The sequence below is a fragment of the Microbulbifer sp. ABF4_148 genome, from assembly GCF_056158985.1.
Window position 1 is genome coordinate 466,487 of sequence record NZ_JBSWUI010000001.1, and the last position, 16,992, is coordinate 483,478.

General features: G+C 54.6%; 11 protein-coding genes. 5 read left to right on the forward strand and 6 right to left on the reverse strand.

Features of this window, described 5'->3' with window-relative positions:
• Window positions 1-7: 7 nt before the first annotated feature.
• The 5 genes from ACXAD0_RS01945 to ACXAD0_RS01965 form a co-directional block, all read right to left on the reverse strand.
• Window positions 8-799 (reverse strand): tyrosine-protein phosphatase, encoded by a 792-nt coding sequence (locus ACXAD0_RS01945; RefSeq protein WP_475086658.1) that lies wholly within the window; start codon window positions 797-799, stop codon window positions 8-10.
• Window positions 800-2,977 (reverse strand): GumC family protein, encoded by a 2,178-nt coding sequence (locus ACXAD0_RS01950; RefSeq protein WP_475086659.1) that lies wholly within the window; start codon window positions 2,975-2,977, stop codon window positions 800-802.
• 4 nt (window positions 2,978-2,981) lie between these two features.
• Window positions 2,982-3,539: a polysaccharide biosynthesis/export family protein gene (locus ACXAD0_RS01955; RefSeq protein ID WP_475086660.1), complete on the reverse strand. Its 558-nt coding sequence runs from the start codon at window positions 3,537-3,539 to the stop codon at window positions 2,982-2,984.
• A gap of 22 nt (window positions 3,540-3,561) precedes the next feature.
• Complete coding sequence (locus ACXAD0_RS01960; protein WP_475086661.1) at window positions 3,562-4,752, reverse strand: outer membrane beta-barrel protein; 1,191 nt, start codon at window positions 4,750-4,752, stop codon at window positions 3,562-3,564.
• A 63-nt stretch (window positions 4,753-4,815) separates the two neighbouring features.
• Window positions 4,816-6,225 carry an undecaprenyl-phosphate glucose phosphotransferase gene (locus ACXAD0_RS01965; RefSeq protein ID WP_475086662.1) on the reverse strand — a complete coding sequence of 470 codons (1,410 nt, stop codon included), beginning with the start codon at window positions 6,223-6,225 and terminating at the stop codon, window positions 4,816-4,818.
• A 588-nt stretch (window positions 6,226-6,813) separates the two neighbouring features.
• Between ACXAD0_RS01965 and ACXAD0_RS01970 the strand changes: the two genes are divergently transcribed.
• The 4 genes from ACXAD0_RS01970 to ACXAD0_RS01985 all read left to right on the forward strand — a co-directional run bounded on the left by ACXAD0_RS01970 (window position 6,814) and on the right by ACXAD0_RS01985 (window position 13,545).
• The gene (locus ACXAD0_RS01970) at window positions 6,814-7,497 is read left to right on the forward strand and encodes a VOC family protein (RefSeq protein WP_475086663.1); all 684 of its coding nucleotides are present in this window, start codon (window positions 6,814-6,816) and stop codon (window positions 7,495-7,497) included.
• Window positions 7,498-7,663: 166 nt separating this feature from the next.
• On the forward strand, window positions 7,664-10,924 hold the full coding sequence (locus ACXAD0_RS01975) for an AMP-binding protein (RefSeq protein ID WP_475086664.1): 3,261 nt from the start codon (window positions 7,664-7,666) through the stop codon (window positions 10,922-10,924).
• Between the two features lie 51 nt (window positions 10,925-10,975).
• On the forward strand, window positions 10,976-12,133 hold the full coding sequence (locus tag ACXAD0_RS01980; RefSeq protein WP_475086665.1) for an acyltransferase family protein: 1,158 nt from the start codon (window positions 10,976-10,978) through the stop codon (window positions 12,131-12,133).
• Window positions 12,134-12,168: 35 nt separating this feature from the next.
• Window positions 12,169-13,545, forward strand: coding sequence for an oligosaccharide flippase family protein (locus ACXAD0_RS01985; RefSeq protein WP_475086666.1), 1,377 nt, complete (start codon window positions 12,169-12,171; stop codon window positions 13,543-13,545).
• Between the two features lie 81 nt (window positions 13,546-13,626).
• Here the strand turns inward: ACXAD0_RS01985 and ACXAD0_RS01990 are convergent, their stop codons facing one another.
• A complete protein-coding gene (locus ACXAD0_RS01990; protein WP_475086667.1) occupies window positions 13,627-14,607 on the reverse strand; it encodes a sulfotransferase domain-containing protein in 981 nt (326 codons plus the stop codon).
• 367 nt (window positions 14,608-14,974) lie between these two features.
• Here ACXAD0_RS01990 and ACXAD0_RS01995 point away from each other — a divergent pair, with 367 nt between their 5' ends.
• Entirely contained in the window at window positions 14,975-16,963 is a 1,989-nt protein-coding gene (locus tag ACXAD0_RS01995; RefSeq protein ID WP_475086668.1) for a glycoside hydrolase 5 family protein, read from the forward strand.
• Window positions 16,964-16,992: the final 29 nt, after the last annotated feature.

The window sequence follows — 16,992 nt, forward strand, 5'->3', positions numbered from 1 at the left end:
TCGAACATTAGAGGAAACTGGCGGATTGTCGCGGGACGTTAGGCTGCGCCGCCAGTGGATACTGCATTTGCTGTGAAATGATCTTGCCGGGGTTGGTCGAAACCAGATCCCACGAACGGCTGCTACCCACCAGTTTTTCTGCTGCTGCACGGCCTTCGGCCAGCACCGGCGGGCGTCGGGTGAGGTGGTGCGTATCGGTCGCCAGCACGGTAACCAAACCGGCCTTAAGCAATTGCCGCGCACGCACTTCCGCCTGCTCCCCGAAACTACCGATGAGCGAACCCGCCGTTACCTGAAACAGACAACCGGCGCGTGCCAGCGGCGCGACGTTTTCATAATCTCGCAGGATGTCGCGGTTCCGCTCAGGGTGCGCAATCAACACGCGAATATTGCGCTTCTCCAGCCACTTGATCACCCGGACTGTGCCCGGCGGAATATGGCTGTGCGGCAATTCCAGCAGCAGTATCCGGTCAGATTGCCAGCTGCCGAGAAACGGCAATTCACCGCGCTCTACCTGCCCGTGAATTTCCCCGGACAAGCGCACCTCGGCAGCCAGACCCAGCTGCAGGGGCACACGCATTTTTTTCAACACACCGGAGAAATGTCGAAAGACGGCGGTTAACCCATGGATGTCATTCTCGTAGCGACCCACATGAATATGCGGCGTGGCCATGGCAAAGCCAATGCCGTTATCCACCGCGGCCCGGGCGAGCGCCAGAGCCTGTATCACATCTTTTGCGCCGTCATCCACGCCGGGCAAAATGTGACAATGTAGATCGACCATACGTTCCGAATGCACTTAGGTACTCGCCTCCGGGTCAGGACCGTAATAATTGTTGTAATACTCGTAGGAGTCTGAAGACAAGCGGCCGGTATCCACCTGGTTCAGCACTACCCCTTCAATTCTCACGCCAACTTCGCGTAAACGCTTGATCCCTTTGCGTATCACTCTCGCGCTGGTGCCCTCGGCTTTCACCACGTAGAGCACAGAGTCACACAGTTTGGAGACGACCATACCATCACTGACCGCCTGTACCGGCGGGGTATCGAGAATCACGACATCGTAACGCTCGGACAGCTCCTCGAGCACACGCCGAAATTCGCTGACGGCAAGCAGGCGCAGCGGATCCACCGGGACCTTGCCCACCGGAATCACATCCAGTCCGGTATCCGGGTCGGTGTAGGTGCATTCTTCCAGGGCGAAATTCCCCATCAACAGGTCCGCCAGGCCAGGACGGCTGGGTGACAAACCGAAGCGCTTGCTCACCGACGCGCGGCGCAGGTCTGAGTCGACCAGCACCACCTTGCCCACCTGGTTGAGCGCGAATGACAGATTCTCTGCCACCGTGGTTTTACCCTCGCTGGGTACCGACGAGGTAATGCTGATCAGCTTGGACGGGGTTCCATCGCCCATTAACAACAGGCCGGTACGCAGAGTACGGACCGCCTCGGCAAACTCGGGCGTTTGCTTGTTGTAGAACAGCCGCGTGCTGTCCTTGCCGGTATCGGTGTCTGCAACACTCGGCAGCAAGCCGAGAATACGCTGGTGCAGCTTTCTCTCCACATCGTCTGAACTGCGCACATTTGCCTTGAGCAGATCGATCAACAACACAATGCCGGCGACCAGGCCGCCGCTGAACATCATGGCGATCAGGACGATCAGACGTTTCTTCGAACTGAGCGGATACTTGGGTGCCGTCGCCGGTTCGATCAGGCGTGCGGCGGGATACTGGAAGCCGGTGGCTTCACTGGCTTCTTTGAAGCGCGTCAGGAAGGAGTTGTACAGCTGGGTATTCACTTCCACTTCGCGCTTCAGCTCATCGTAGCGAATCTCTTTAAACGCGACCTGCTGCACATCGCCTTTGTTGTCGGCCAGATCCTTCTCCAGTGTGCGGACCTGGCTTTGCGCGAATTCATAATTGGCCTTGATACTGCTGATCAGGTTCAGCACCTCATTGCGCAACTGGATATGCGTGTTTTGCTGCTCCTCGCGTGCGGCAATCATACGTGGATGCTTGGGGCCATAGCGCTGCGACAGCTCGGAAACCCGCTGCGCCGCGGTCACTTCCAGGCCTTTTACACTCTGGATCAGCGGATGGTTGAGAATCTCCGGAAGGTTTGCCACCGCGTCGACATTCTCGCCGAATAGCGAGATCTGACGGTAAATGCCGGAAAGCTCCTTGACCTTCCGTCGCGCTTCGAGCAACTGCATCATGCTGTCATTCAACTGCTGCTCTGCCAGACCGCGAACACCCTGAATGTCTACCAGCCCTTCCGATTTTTGGAAGGTCTGCAGCGCGCGTTCGGACTGTTCCAGCTCACTGCGCAGCCCCTGCAGGCGCTCATTCAGCCAGGAGGTGGCGCGCTGCGTGGCGGCGAGCCGCGCATCCATCTGGATCTCTACGTACGCATCGGCGACGGCGTTCGGAACCGCTGCCGCCAGCCGGGGAGACAGTGACTCGAAGGAGATATCGACCAACTGGGTATTGCGAATGGGGCGGACGTTGATCCCGGAGCGAATCGCATCGATCAGCCGCTCGCGGACCTCTTCCGGTGAGGGCTGGTCCTCTTCCGAGGCCTCTGATTCAAACAGTCCGGATAGCCATGGGAACATGGGCTCGCTTTTGGGCGGGCGCATCGCGTCGTTGTTGACGAGGTCCAGCTTGTCGACGACCTTCTCGACAATCGCACGGGACTGCAGGATTTGCGCCTGCGTCATCAGGAACTCGCGACGCTGTGTACCGACATCGAATACATCGCGGACCGGAGCCACGTTACCCTGATTGGTTTCGAGAATAATCCGTGCGGTCGCACTGTATTTGGCAGGAATCGTGGTGGCGTAATAAACAGCGATGGCAGTACCGATCACCGTCGCCAGGATGATTTTCCATGCATTCGCCAACAGCAAGCGAATGTAATACAGGATATCGATCGTCGGCTGGTTTTCGACTTCGTGAGGACTTGAGGTATCTAGCATATTCCTAAAAGAATCCCTGCTCGACCGTGATCATGTCACCTGGTTGCAACAGGGTATTCAGATCTGCGCGCAACTTGTTATTCGTAGTACTGCCTTCGCGTACAACATAGATCTTGCTTTTTGAAGCACGTTCCGTAAAACCCTGGGCAATGGCTGCAGCCTTGCCCACGGTCAAACCGGGCTGGTACGGATAACCACCCGGCACCTGCACCTCGCCGTAAATAAAGAAGGGTCGATACTCCACCACAGAGGCGTGCACACTCGGATTGATGAGATAATCACCTTTCAATCCGGAAGTGATTTTCTGCTCAAGCTCAGACAGCGTCAGTCCGCTGACAGAAATCTGGCCAAGAAAGGGATAATTAATCGTGCCGCTGTCGCCCAGCGAAAAACTCAGGCTCAGGTCCGCTTCGCCGTATACCTGCACCTGAATCCGATCACCCGCACCAAGACGATACTGGTCCCCCTCAAAAGCGAAGCCGCAGAGCGGCATTACCGCTAGCAGCAATACCAGCAGGGTGCGCCGACCGATTATGTCCATTGAATGCGTGCGTTGCTTCATAACTCTCTCTGCGCCGTATCGCTTACAACGACAGGGTGATACCCAGCGTTGCCTGTGTACGTTCTATGGAATCAATCCCCGTGATTGCATCGGTCTCCAATGTGGAGACGGCAAACGCAATCCGCGTTTGCGGACTCCAGCGATAACTGACCTGTGCGCTGGTTCTGGTATTTGAGCCAGAGGTGCCCTCGCCCACAAATTCACTGTCTGACAGGCTGTAGGCCACGGAGCTCTGCAGCGCGCTAGTCCAGTCCTGCGTCCAGGCGACGGTGTGCATGGTCTGCTCTATAAAGGAACCGGTATCGCTGGTGATGGTTTCCCGCGGTGTGCGCGAACTAAACAACGAGAAGCGGCTATAACTTTTTGGCGACCAGCTCAGTGCCACTTCCCACTGGGTGCCCTCATAATCGGAGCCCGGTTGATCGCCAAAGTCTTTGTCGAGCCGGCCAGCCTTGATCGAAGCGCGGGTTTTGGCACCCTCCCATTCGTACCCCAGCAGCAGTACCGTTTCGGTACTGTCGACACCGCGCGACAGCGCGGACTGCTCGCGATATTCGATGTCGTTATTGCGCGCTTCGAGCAATATCGACTTACGCGCGCCAACGCGAAAGTCGAGCAACGCACTGTAGCCCGTCCATTCCACGTCCCTGAAATCATCGGCAAAATCATCGTCCTGCTGGCTGACCGCGAGTTCGAGCTGCAGCGGTGATGCATTACTGCCAAGGCGAACGTCGCCCCCCATGCTGCGATGCTTGGACGGCGCGGTCTCGACGAGACCCACGCTGCCAGGCGCGCGATCACCGTCGCGGATCGCGGCAAAACCGAGATCCTCATGTAAATCCTGATAACCCGCACTGACACCGGCACTCAGGTAACTGACCGGTGACCAACGCGCAGCCGCGAGCAGGTCGTGGTCGGTGTACTCCGGCAGATCAATATCCAGATACTCACCGTGAAACATCTGGTAAGAGAGCTCCGCACTGGTCTGCTCGCCCTCTGAGCGCAACGCCACAGAAGGCGACACCACTGCCAACCAGGCACTTTCGAGACTGGTGGAGCGGCTGAAAATATTGCTGTCGTAGACGGTGTCGATCGAAACATCCGATGCCAGCACCAGGTCCCCACCCAGATTGATTTCGGCGACCGCCGGGAGGCTCACCGAGAGGGAGCCCGCAGCAGCGAGTCGTATTGCGTTCGAAAGCTTGTTGTTCATCGTCTTATACGTCACGGCTCTTTGTTGTTATGGACTGACCTGGAGCTTGACCCCTGCTCTGGTTCAGTAGGCATTCTTGCCGGTGAATCCTCGAAAAATCGTCATAAATACAATGCGCAGATCCAGCAACACAGACCAGCGGCGGATATAGTCGAGATCGTGCTCGACCCTTTTGCTCATCTTATCCACGGTATCGGTCTCGCCGCGCCAGCCGTTTACCTGCGCCCAGCCAGTGATCCCCGGCTTGACCTTGTGGCGCAACATATAGCCGTTCACCAGCGAGCGATATTCCTCGTTGTGAGCAACCGCATGAGGTCGCGGCCCAACGATAGACATATGCCCCTGCATGACATTGAAGAACTGCGGCAGCTCATCGAGCGACGTACGCCGCAGGAAGGCGCCGACCGGTGTAATGCGCTTGTCATTGGACTTGGCCTGCACCACTTTGTCGCCATCATCCTGCGTGGTCATCGAGCGGAATTTCCACACATAGATTGTCCGGCCATCCAGGCCATAACGACGCTGTTTGAAAATGATCGGACCTTCGGAGGTCAGTTTGACCGCCGCAGCGATGACAACCAGCAGTGGAGAGATCAGCGTAAGAATCACCGAGGCAAGCACCAGGTCTTCCATCCGCTTGATCCAGCCGTTGATGCCCTGGATCGGCGTGTCATACACACTCAGGAGGTTGCTGCTGCCCACGCTGTGGAAGCGCGCATGCAACATGTTGGACACGAAGAAGTTCGGCACCAGATGAACAGTCGCGGTGCTGTCACCGAGCTGCGCCAGGATTTCCGCGATCTTCTTTTCTTCCTGCATCGGCAGGGCGATGTAGACCAGGTCGCATTCGCCTTTGCGCGCTTCCTCGACGGCGTCCTCAACGTTACCCAGCACTTCAGATTCGCGGATATCCCCTTCAATCAGGGCCAACTCGTCTGTATCGGGTACCCGATAAAAGCCGTTGCAGCGAATGCCGAGATGCGGGTTGGTCAACAAGTCGCGACGCAAGGCGGCACCGGCCCGGTTTGCACCGATGATCACCGCTGAACGTGTATTCCTGTTGCGACTGCGAATGGCAAACAGCAGCTGTCTCAGCACAAAGCGCCAGCTGGCCAGTAGCACCAGTGTGGCAAGAAACCACAACAGGACAATCTCACGCGGGAAACCACCGTAGTCTTTGATCAGGTAGTCGACCGCGAGTAGGAAAATACAGACTGAAACCCAGGCCACGACGGTGGTGCCCAGAATTTTGAGGTAGGTCTCGCCCCGCCACGAGCGATACAGTTCCACCGACTCCGACATAAAGGCGAAGCCAAGTACTGCCGCCAGAAGCGCGATCAGCCAGTCTTTGGATAAGTCCGCACCGAACCATGCAAGAACTGCAAGCAGTGCGCCCAGAATCAATAGCAAATCAAGAAGCCGATACAGCGTGGTAATACCCCGCTGATGGCTTCGAATCCATCCCTGTTCCACTTTGCCCCCCTTGGAATCCCCAAGGTATACGCGTCCAAATTGCGTTGATTTTTATGACAGTCCAGAACTTTTGTGCAGGGAAATCCCGTACCCTGCGTGAAGCCTGGGGCGCGATATTGCGCTATTTATGTGCGCTAAATCAACTGTTTTCCGTACCCACTCCACAATTTCGTCGTCGAAATTATCGTATCGAATGTTTACGCGCCGGCATGTCGAATCACGTGCCCAGCGGTCTTTGAAAAACATTTACGCCAATAGCCGCATCCTATTCATCGAGTCTTGTTCCTGCGACTCGAACTAGATCACGCACAAATTGTGCCAGACATTTTTTGAAGGACTGAGAAAAATCGACTTACGTTCTGTTACACCGCGACCGGGTTGAAAATTGCGCCGTCCAGGGAAAAAATCTTGGCGTGGCGCTTAAAACATTTCTCCTGTCATTACGCGAAGATTACAAAGTCATACAGTTTAAAAACATAGAATTGCTCGATTGACGCTGTGGAATCTGCATGGTATTTCTAAAAAAGGCGCAATTTTTTTGCGTTAAAAAGTGAAATGGAATTTTCTTTTTTTGGGGGATAGATAGGGATGTCCAAGGTTAATCGTGTCGATCATATTGCTTATGCCGTTGCCTCCGGCATGATCGAAAAATGGGGCTGGTACCACATCGAGATTGAGGGTGGTCGTCTGACAAAAAGAATTGACGACGTCCGTCCGGAAGATCCGGAAAGCAGCATGAAGCTGTGGTGTATCGACTTTTCTTCATTCGGTATCGTTTTGGTCGAAGGCATTGATCGCACCAAAAAGAGCCAGGTCACTGCGTTTGTCGATCGACATGGTGATCACAGCGTTCAGCACATTGCGTTCGATACCGATAATCTGGTGAATTTCGTCACGCGCGCTACGTCAATGGGCGTAAATCTGCGTGGCCGCGAATTGGTCAGCAACGATGGATTCGGCGTGCTCAAGCAGCTGTTTGGCAAAGGCTACGCGGAGCAAGATGCGGCCGAAATGTCATTCCCCGAGTATGTCGAACGTCCGCGCAGCGGTAGCGATAATCGCGCAGTTAACACCGATGTGCCGCAAAATACCGGGAAAAACTTCTATCAGCGTATCGAGGATGCCCGTAATTCCGGGGACACCTCGACCCTCACTGACTTCTCCCATATGCCACAGGATTGGGCGCCCGTTGTGCAGCCGCTACCCAAAGAACAGGGGACACCGGCCGAGCATGAAGGCGAAGCTCGCGAAGAGGCTCTGGTTGCCAACTAATCACCCGCTGAACGCATAGTTTTGATGGCACGCGTCCTGTTTGACGGGTGCCGTGTTGCTATCTGCTCTTGTCGGCAGCTGATCAACCTCAACCTTTATGCGCCTGTGGTTGCAACCGCATTGGATAGTATTCCCCTGCGGCTGCGCAGGCTTTCATGGCCAATAAATGACTTCCTTTGACGATACTGAAACCATCGCCGGTGACGCATCCGACACGACCAGCAACCGCGCCAACGCAGTTGATGCGCGTTCTGGCGAGCAAGAGACCGTCCGTGTACCGGGTCAGCCCTGCGCACTGATTGCGGCGGATCTCGACCGATTATTCACGCAACGCACCGAGCCAAGTCGTGACGTGGCCGAGTATGTGGCGCTGGCCAGTATCGCAACACTGCGGCTATTTAACCTGTCGAGTCTGATGGTGCGATGTCAGTTTGCCGGGAATCCAACACGCCATGAATCCGTTGGGTCTGTTGAGGCGCTAACGGTTTCAGCAGAGCCGGGTGGATTTAGTGCGGCCGCGGAAGCGATTCGGACGGCCTGTGAACGCGGCAAAGGGAACAGCGATTCTGCTGAAAACCTGCATACCCTGCCCGGTCTGCGCCTGATTATTGATACCGGTCCTGACCTGGCGACGTGGATCGCGGGCGCAACGGCGGACCTGTCTCCCAATGATCATGCCTGCCTTTACTGGAATTCGTTTTCTAAGGAGCTGTCCTGGATAGCGCTTGATGCCAATTCAACAGATAAAACACAACATCCAGTATCGCGGTATACCCATGAGCTTATTCGCCAGTGGGAAGCCTCTGGCAGACAGCCGGATCCTTTTACCGTGCCGATGGTGCCGCAGGGCGAAGTCGAGCGGCAGATCCAGTGGGGACAGCCGCACTCTCGGTTTCAGATCGACAAACCCGCCTATCGCTATGTCGAGGAACATGCCGAAACGCAGGGTGACCGACCGGCAATTCGTTGCGTCGACGCAGCATATACGTTCGCACAGCTGAACAACCTGGCCAATGGAATTGCTCACCAGTTGATCGACAAGGGCCTCACACCCGGTGATTTCGTCGGCGTGTTGCTGGAACCTTCCGTTGGCGTCATTGCATCATTGATCGCCATCCACAAGGCCGGCGGTATCTATGTACCTCTGGATCCGGGGTTCCCGGGTGCAAGATTGGCGTCAATGGCGGGACAGGTGTCGATGCGGTTTACGCTGGTGGATGCTCAGACCCGGCCAATCGCGTCTGAAATTGACACCGCTTTGCTCGAAGTCGATGGCATTATCAGCCTCGCCGAGACGCACACCTTTGAGAACCCGGAATTCTGTTCGACAATTGATATCCCTTCCCATGTCTTCTTTACCTCCGGTACAACCGGAGTGCCGAAGGGCATCCTCGCCAAACACCAGAACTTTACCCAGAGTGTATTCGCTGCCGTACACCGCTATGGATATACCGGCGATGATCGTTTCGTGGCGATAGCCCGCAATACGTTCAGCATCAGTATGTATGAATTTATGGCGGCGTTGGTTCTGGGCGGGTCGGTGCGTTTGATGACCAAGCCCGAAATCATGGCACTCGATCCATTGATTGATGCGCTGCAGTCATCAACGGTACTGCACTGTGTGCCCACCTTGTTACGCGCCCTGATTGATCGCATGGCAGCGAGTGATCGTGGTTCCGCAACCGCTCAGATTCGGGTACTGCTGACCGGCGGCGACATGGTGCCACCGGAGGTACTGGAAGCTGCCAAGGCGGCGTTTCCAATCGCAGAGATTTATGTGAACTATGGTTCCAGCGAAATCAGCTGCATGGGGTGTACCTTCCCAGTAAAGCGTGAGCAACCGGTAGGGCGCACCAAAGTCGGCAAGCCCCATCCAAATATGGAAGTGCGGATACTGGATGCACACCGCAACCCGGTCCCCTCTGGCACTTCCGGCGAGCTGTACTTTTCCGGCGAAGGACTGGTCATCGGCTATATTGGCAACGAAAAAGCCAATCGGGAAAAATTTCATCAGATTGATGGAAAACGGTTTTTTGCCATCGGCGATATCGGCCGCTTTGATGCCCAGGGCAATATCGAGCTCCTTGGCAGGAATGATTTTCAGGTGCAGATCGATGGTATTCGTATCGAGCTCACCGAGATTGAATCCACGGTGAAGGCGCTGCCCGGCGTTAAAGACTGTGTCGTGGTAGGAGACTGCAAGGAAGGCCAAAACCATAGTCAGTTAATCGCCTACCTGGTGTTCTCCGGGGAAACACTCGATCCTTCCGAGATCCAATCTGCCCTACAGAAAACCTTGCCGGATTATATGGTGCCGTCTGTTTTGGTTGGGCTGGACCGAATGCCGCTGAACCACAATGGCAAGGTAGACCGGAAAAATCTCCCGCAGCCGTCGGAGGAAAACCGGCTACGCCGTACAGCCGCGTCTGTGGGACCCGAGACGGAAACAGAAGCGCTATTGCACACGCTTTGGTGCGAGCTATTTCAACTGTCCGACATTTCTGTACTCGACGACTTTTTTGACCTCGGTGGTAACTCCCTCAAAGCGGTGCGGTCCATGGCGGCTGCGAGCGAAATACTGGGTCGCACGTTGCCGATCACCTTGTTGTTGAACAATCGCAACATTAGGGCGCTCGCACGCGCCATTGATGCTCTGGAAGATAGCGATGAGTCCGAAGTGACGATCATCAAAGACGGTTCGGTCGGTGCACCAACGCTATTCTGCTGCAATGGCGTGCTCCAGTATCGGGACCTTGCCGCCAAGATGCCAGCGCATCGTGCGGTAGCCGGGGTCACGCTGCCGGAGGAGAGCGCCATTATTACCGGCGATTCAAATGACCCGGCACATTCGACCATCACATCGATGGCGCACATCGTAAAACGGTATACCGCTGCCATCCGGGAGGCACAGCCTTTCGGACCCTACTACCTCTGTGGCGCCTCATTTGGGGGAATCATTGCCATCGAAGTGGCCCGCACACTGATGCAGGAGGGTGAGGCGGTACCGTTCGTTGCTCTATTTGATACCTGGGCACCCGGCTATCGAAGCAACCTGTCACTACCACGGCGTATTCTGCGGAAGGCGCTCGCATTGACGGGGAAACAAGCGGCGCGACAGCAAAATATTGACGTGGCGAACCCGGACTTGATCGACGACATGGCACCCGCAGCTGTACCAGACCCGCGGGCATCAGTCCGGGAAAAAGCCCTGGCGGCATACCACTGCTCTTATTTCGAAGGGAAAATTATCCTGTTCAACGCCAGGGACAGGAAGCGGGAAATTTTCGAGCGCAATGACCGTCACCTAGGCTGGGCCAGTATCTGCCAGGAGCTCGCAATTCACAGCATCCCTGGCACCCACACGGGCATTCTGCTTGATGGCAATGTGGAAGAGATCGTCGAGGTTCTTTCGAGAGAAATGCTGTAACTATAACAATAATGCACTCTGCCGCGCATAGACGGGCAAAGGATAGCGATCGTGAACGCAAAATCGGGTTTTATTACTCAGCTGGAGGGCATCCGCGGTGTCGCCATCTTGCTGGTGCTGATGAGCCATTTCGGCCTCGGCGCACAACTGGCAGTCATTGCGGATAATTTTCCATGGCGCGGGGTGGGCGTACGCACATTCTTCGTGATTTCCGGATTTTTAATCACAGGAATGATGCTCAAAGCGCAGGCCAAAATCATCGACAATAAGTCGACAGTATGGGAATCCTTTTCGTCATTCTTTGTGCGCAAAAGTATCCGACTCTATCCGGTCTATTTCTTTGCCCTTGGCCTTGTACTGCTGTTTGATTTTGATAACTTCTCCGATGTCTGGGCGTGGCATGCACTCTTCGTGTCGAACTTTGATGCCGTGCGATTCGCAGATATTGGTAGCGACTCTGGCCTGCGCTATGCACCTACCGCCCACTTGTGGTCACTGTCTTTACAGGAACAGTTCTATCTCCTGTTCCCGTTTGTGGTTTTTCTGATACGCGGCAAACCGCTGGTAATCACGGTGACGGCTCTGGCCCTGGTAGCACCACTTTGGCGCTGCTATTGGCTTTACATTGGGGACCCAACCTATCCACACCAGAACCTGTTTGTACTGCCGGCCAATCTGGACACCCTGATGGCCGGCTCCCTATTGGCCATGTACAAGCATCGCTACGCAGGATCTGATCGTGTGCCGACATGGTTCATCAAGTCCGCAGTGATTGCTTCCATTACATTTATGGGTATTTTTGCTGCCTTCTTCTATGCAGGCGTGGGCCAGCGGATTACCCTCGCGCTATTTGATTTGCCATTTGCCATTTGCATTTGCTATCTGTTGTTCAATGCGTCTCTTAACAAACAGAACCTTCCTGGCAGACTCTTTGATCTCACTTTCCTGCGTTTCGTGGGAAAAATCAGCTATAGCGTTTATCTCTACCACGCGTTTACGCCGCACATCCTGCGTTATCTTGCCAATTATTTTGGTTTTACACCGGATTACGGCTCGACAGCCTGGGCAATAGGCTTGTTTGGCGGCTCACTATTGATGGGGTATTTGTCCTGGCGGCTGCTCGAAGTGCCGATCATCCATTACCGGAACCAGCGCAGCAAAAAGACAAGCGGCGAGGTCGGCCAGGCACCCGCGATACAGAACTCGTAACGATGGTGTTTACTGTGAGAAGACTGTAGATAGTTATGATTGGACAAGTTACCCGTTACGCGAGCGAGCTCTCTTTCGAGCGCATTGCGCATACGCTGAGGAAACCCGAGCTCTCGGGCCTTCTCTTTGTACTTGCCAACCATGGTGGACAGATTGCTATTCGAATTCTGTCGACCATTATCCTGACGCGCTTGCTCGCGCCCGAGGCGTTTGGACAAATTCTGATTGTGACCACCATTGCTGCATTGGTGACCCTATGCTCGGAAGTTGGCCTTCGCGGTAGCGTCATCAATCACATCCGCGGTAAGGCGGACAGCGCCTACGTCAATACGGTTTGGACGCTGATGATTTTGCAGCATGTATTGATTGCGGGGATCATTGCGGGCAGCTCGCTGTTTATTGAAACGCTGTATCCAGGTAATCATGAGCTGCGCGAAGCACTGTGGATTGCGGCTCTCATTTCACTGGTTTCCGGCTTTAGTTCGACCAAAATTTACCAGATGGAGAAAGAATTAAAACTGTTTCTCCCGTCGCTGCTCCTGCTCCTGAAGCGCTTTAGTGCACTGATTTTTTCTGTCATTTTTTGCTATTTGTGGCCGAGCGCGTTGTCAATTCTCTGGGCAGATGTCGTCGCGGCATTGCTATTTGTTGGGTGCAGTCATTTGTTTGGCAAGGGCATCGCCAACCGGCTTACCCTCGATCGAACAGCGGTGCGCACCGTCTTCTCCTACGGCAAATGGATACTTCCTGCGACCATACTTACCTGGGCAACTCGGGAGGGGCACAAATTGGCAACCAGCTTTGTGCTTGTTGCTTCTACACTCGGCTTCTTTGCGATCGCGTCCAACGTGGGGCTACTGGTATCCGGCGTGTGTGCGACGCTCGGTGAGAAGTGGCTATTCCCGGTATTGGCAAAACACCGCTCCCACCAGGCGCTGAACGTCCTGGCACTAAAGATTCGCGTGGTAATCCTGCTTGCTGCAGTAACCGGACTCTCGGTACTGATTACCGCAGCCGACTTTCTTGTTGCATTGATCTATACCGACACCTATTCGGCGGTGGCTCCGCTATTGGCGGTGGTCGCGGCAGGATCCATGGGGATCGTTGTGGCCAACTGTTATATGCCCATATTCAAGGCCAAAGCGGATTCTAGAGGCTTGTTTCGGGTTCGCGCCATCCAGTCGGTTGCGCTGGCAGTGGGGATCGCCGTGGGTTATACCGCGGGAGATGCCGCCGGCATGCTGCTGGGCATTGGCTATGCGCAGCTCCTCGGTGGCATCCTGACCGCGCTGAGCACCTATCGGCATTTTCCGCAGCGGCTGTACTTGCTGGATTCGATCGCGTTCACTGCGCCAATGGCGATCTGGCTGTACTTCTTATACGAACCATTACAGCGAGTGATTGGCCAGTAATGGTGTCTCCCTTGAGGTTGTCGTCCAACGAGAAACACCAGTTGCGCAGCTAGTAGCTAGCAGCTAGCAGCTAGCCAATGCCTAGTAATGCCACTCTTCCGGTAACCGGCGGCCGAGAAATTTCGCCAGCTCTTCATTATAGGGTTCGAAGTAATCGAGGAGCTGCCGGCGCATGTCGGCGTCCATTCTCTGGTTAATTTCCGCCTTTCTGGTGAAGAGTGAAATGACTGAACGGAACCACTCGGCGCCAAGGATCTTTTGTCGGATAAACGACTTCAATGCACCAGGTAACGCCTTGCTTAACACGCGAACAAAGCGATTACCTTCCAGTCGCTTGGTCATGCGATTGACTTTTCTTCTGACCGAGAGATCCCCCGACGGGTTTTCCCTGGTAAAGCTGCGGTCAGCTTGAGGCTCGAGATCGAGAAACGCATCTATCTCGTCGGATGTACTCTCCGCATCTCTTAACATTTCGTCGAGGATAATGATCTTCAGCTGGGACCGATCGAAATAGCGCAGGTATTCCTTGATATATTCAGAGTACTTGCTCGCTTCCAGGATGTCCGGCATATCCTTCACGGCTTCGTAGAAGGGTAGCGGTGCGTTGCCTTCTGCGGCCCATTCATTCATCCGATGGCGGTAGTGTGACCAGGCGCGGTCTACCGGATGACGCAGGAGATACAGGATTTTTGCGTGTGGGATATCCGTGGCAATGCGCCTGGCGACGCTCCCAGAGTCAAAGTTCCTCGAATATCCGGTCGAACAATCTCCGCATAGCTGACCGTCTTTAGCATCCGCAAACAGGGAGAGATACCAGTTCTTTTCCTCATCGTTACCATAGTGATGAGAAAAATATTCGGGCTCCTTGGGATTTGACAGATGGATTGCCGGGTGTTGCTCGAGAAATCGATACAGGCTCGAAGAGCCGGCCTTCATCGCACCGATTAGAAAAAAGTCCGGGAGACGGTAATCCTGTGCCGCATACGCCGGTTTCGGACGACTAACATGATTGATATTGTGTTTCTTATCCGCCTGAACATCGGATAGGGCATACTCATCCATAAGTGTGCATTCAATCCTTGAAGATGCTTTTGTTATCGAATGGCTATTTTCCAATATTCAATCATTTTTTACTACAAAACCTGAGTGGCTATTTGATAAAAATTTTCCTCAGGGCTTCTTATCCTTTATGCACCAAATAAGTTGGCACAACGCGGTCAGTTTGGCGCCCAATTCTGCACAGCCGAAATACGAAATTTGGTAGTCTTTCATGTCAGCCCAGTGATTCGGCTATGCCGCTATTTGCGGCAACTGAAGCACATACAAGCCGCAACCCTATTTCAGATTAAGCCTGGATTTTCTGCTCATGTCTGGCATACCGATTTTGTTTCGGCAGACACAGTGTCTATCGAGGTTTATGCAAACGCCGATGTACTTTCACGGTCTCCGCCTGTTCATTGCACTGATGTTTTGCGCAGCCAGTCTCGCAAAGGCCGACGCCCTGCCATGGCCACAGGGCAGTGCTGTACTGGACATGAATCACAAGCCGGCGGGGAAATATGGCTTCGTGCGGGCCGAAGGCAGTAATCTGACATTTTCGGATGGCTCACCCGCACGCTTCTGGGGTATTAATCTCCAGGCAAGAGCGGTATTTCAGTCTTCCGATGAGACCATCGCACGTCACGCGCACCGTCTTGCATCGCTGGGCTTCAATTTGGTGCGGCTGCATCATCTCGATTCGGAGTGGGTAGCGCCCAACATCTTCGCTTCACCCGAAGTCGATACCGTAAGGTTGAATCCGGATTCCCTCAAGAAACTCGACTACTGGATTTATCAGCTGAAAAAGCAGGGTATCTATGTCTGGCTCGACCTGAATGTTGGCCATACCTTTGCAGAAGGGGATTCAATCCCCTTGTTCGATGAGACCCTGAATAAACGGGGCCGCGGTCAGCTAAAGGGCTTTAATTATTTCAATCCAGCGATTCAAGCCAGAATGCTGGACTTGTCGAAAAAGCTGCTTCTGCGAACCAATCCTTTTACCGGATTGCGCTACGCCGATGATCCCGCCATCGCATTTTTGTTACTCACCAATGAAAATGATGTGACCCACCATTTCGGCAATGCGCTACTGAAAGACCGAAACCGGCCGCAGTATTTCCAGAAACTCCGATCATCAGCACAAGCTCTGTCACCGCCATTGGATATAGAGCCCGCACGAGCGATTCAGACCTGGCGCTGGGGCGATTCGAAGATATTCCTGAACCAGGTGGAGCACGAGTTTAACCAGTATATGATCACGGCGCTGCGAAAGAGCGGGGTAAAAGCGCTGATCGCGACCACTAACTATTGGGGCAAAATGAGCCTCGCCGGGCTGCCATCTCTCACGGATGGCGATGTGGTCGATGTACACACCTACGGGGACACTAGTGGCCTGCGTAGCAATCCCGCCAAAGATCATGCGTTTGTCCACTGGATTGGTGCAGCACAAGTGACTGGCAAACCCGTCACCGTTTCTGAATGGAATATGCAGAAGCCCGGTACGCCAGATCGAGCGGCATCGGCGTTGTGGATCGCAAGTCTTGGCGCCTTGCACAGTTGGGACGCGGTGATGCTCTATGGCTATTCGCAGGTGAATCTGGATGCACCCTTTCGGGCGAACCAATGGTCATCGTTCAATGACCCGATCATGATGGGTGTAATGCCAGCCGCCGCGCGCATTTTTCGCGCGCAGCAAGTGCGCTCTGCGGAACCGCCAGTCCGTGTATCACTCGACCCGGAGACTTTTTTTGGTCAGAAAGTAACGCCGGCGTCAGCGCCGCTCTTGCGAGAGCTGACAGAATCCCGTCCATTCTCCGTTGACCTGCCCTATCAGGAGATATTGCCCTGGCTGGGGCAACGCTTTACCTCGGTGGCGGCGGCCGACACGATTCAGGCGGATGATCTGGACCTTGCCACCGCTACTAACTTCCGCCGCTCGGCATCCCACTGTTCGCAGGGCAATAGGATTTGCCGAAACTGGCAGAAAGGCCAGTTGACGCTTCACGCGCCAAACGTTGTCGCGATCGGCGGCGATCTATCGACCTCTGACGGTGTGACTAGCGGGCCTCTTCAGGTGACGCAGACAGATAGTCACGGTGCGGTCATCTTACAAAGCCTTGACGGCAGCGGCCTGGAACATTCGCGACATCTCCTATTGAGTTTTGTTGGGGATGCCGCGTTTCGTCCAGGCAAGCGCAGTCACTATGACTACCAGGTGCCACGCGGAACCATTGGCATTAATGGCGTCACGAATTTCAGGGCTTTTTATCCTCCGTCAGACACTCGCGCCACGGTGCCGGTGACGATGGAGGGCGAGACGATGCGAATCGACTTGTCGGTATTTGAACATTCTCCCTGGCTGCTGCTGCGTAAGGAGTAGCTTGAAGAAGTAGCGCCCGCCCATCCCAT

What these genes read in the sequence shown, in the direction of transcription:
- ACXAD0_RS01950 (WP_475086659.1), bottom strand. Translation starts at nt 2,977, where the DNA reads ATGCTAGATACCTCAAGTCCTCACGAAGTCGAAAACCAGCCGACGATC.
- ACXAD0_RS01955 (WP_475086660.1), bottom strand. Translation starts at nt 3,539, where the DNA reads ATGAAGCAACGCACGCATTCAATGGACATAATCGGTCGGCGCACCCTG.
- ACXAD0_RS01960 (WP_475086661.1), bottom strand. Translation starts at nt 4,752, where the DNA reads ATGAACAACAAGCTTTCGAACGCAATACGACTCGCTGCTGCGGGCTCC.
- ACXAD0_RS01970 (WP_475086663.1), top strand. Translation starts at nt 6,814, where the DNA reads ATGTCCAAGGTTAATCGTGTCGATCATATTGCTTATGCCGTTGCCTCC.
- ACXAD0_RS01975 (WP_475086664.1), top strand. Translation starts at nt 7,664, where the DNA reads ATGACTTCCTTTGACGATACTGAAACCATCGCCGGTGACGCATCCGAC.
- ACXAD0_RS01985 (WP_475086666.1), top strand. Translation starts at nt 12,169, where the DNA reads ATGATTGGACAAGTTACCCGTTACGCGAGCGAGCTCTCTTTCGAGCGC.
- ACXAD0_RS01990 (WP_475086667.1), bottom strand. Translation starts at nt 14,607, where the DNA reads ATGGATGAGTATGCCCTATCCGATGTTCAGGCGGATAAGAAACACAAT.
- ACXAD0_RS01995 (WP_475086668.1), top strand. Translation starts at nt 14,975, where the DNA reads ATGTACTTTCACGGTCTCCGCCTGTTCATTGCACTGATGTTTTGCGCA.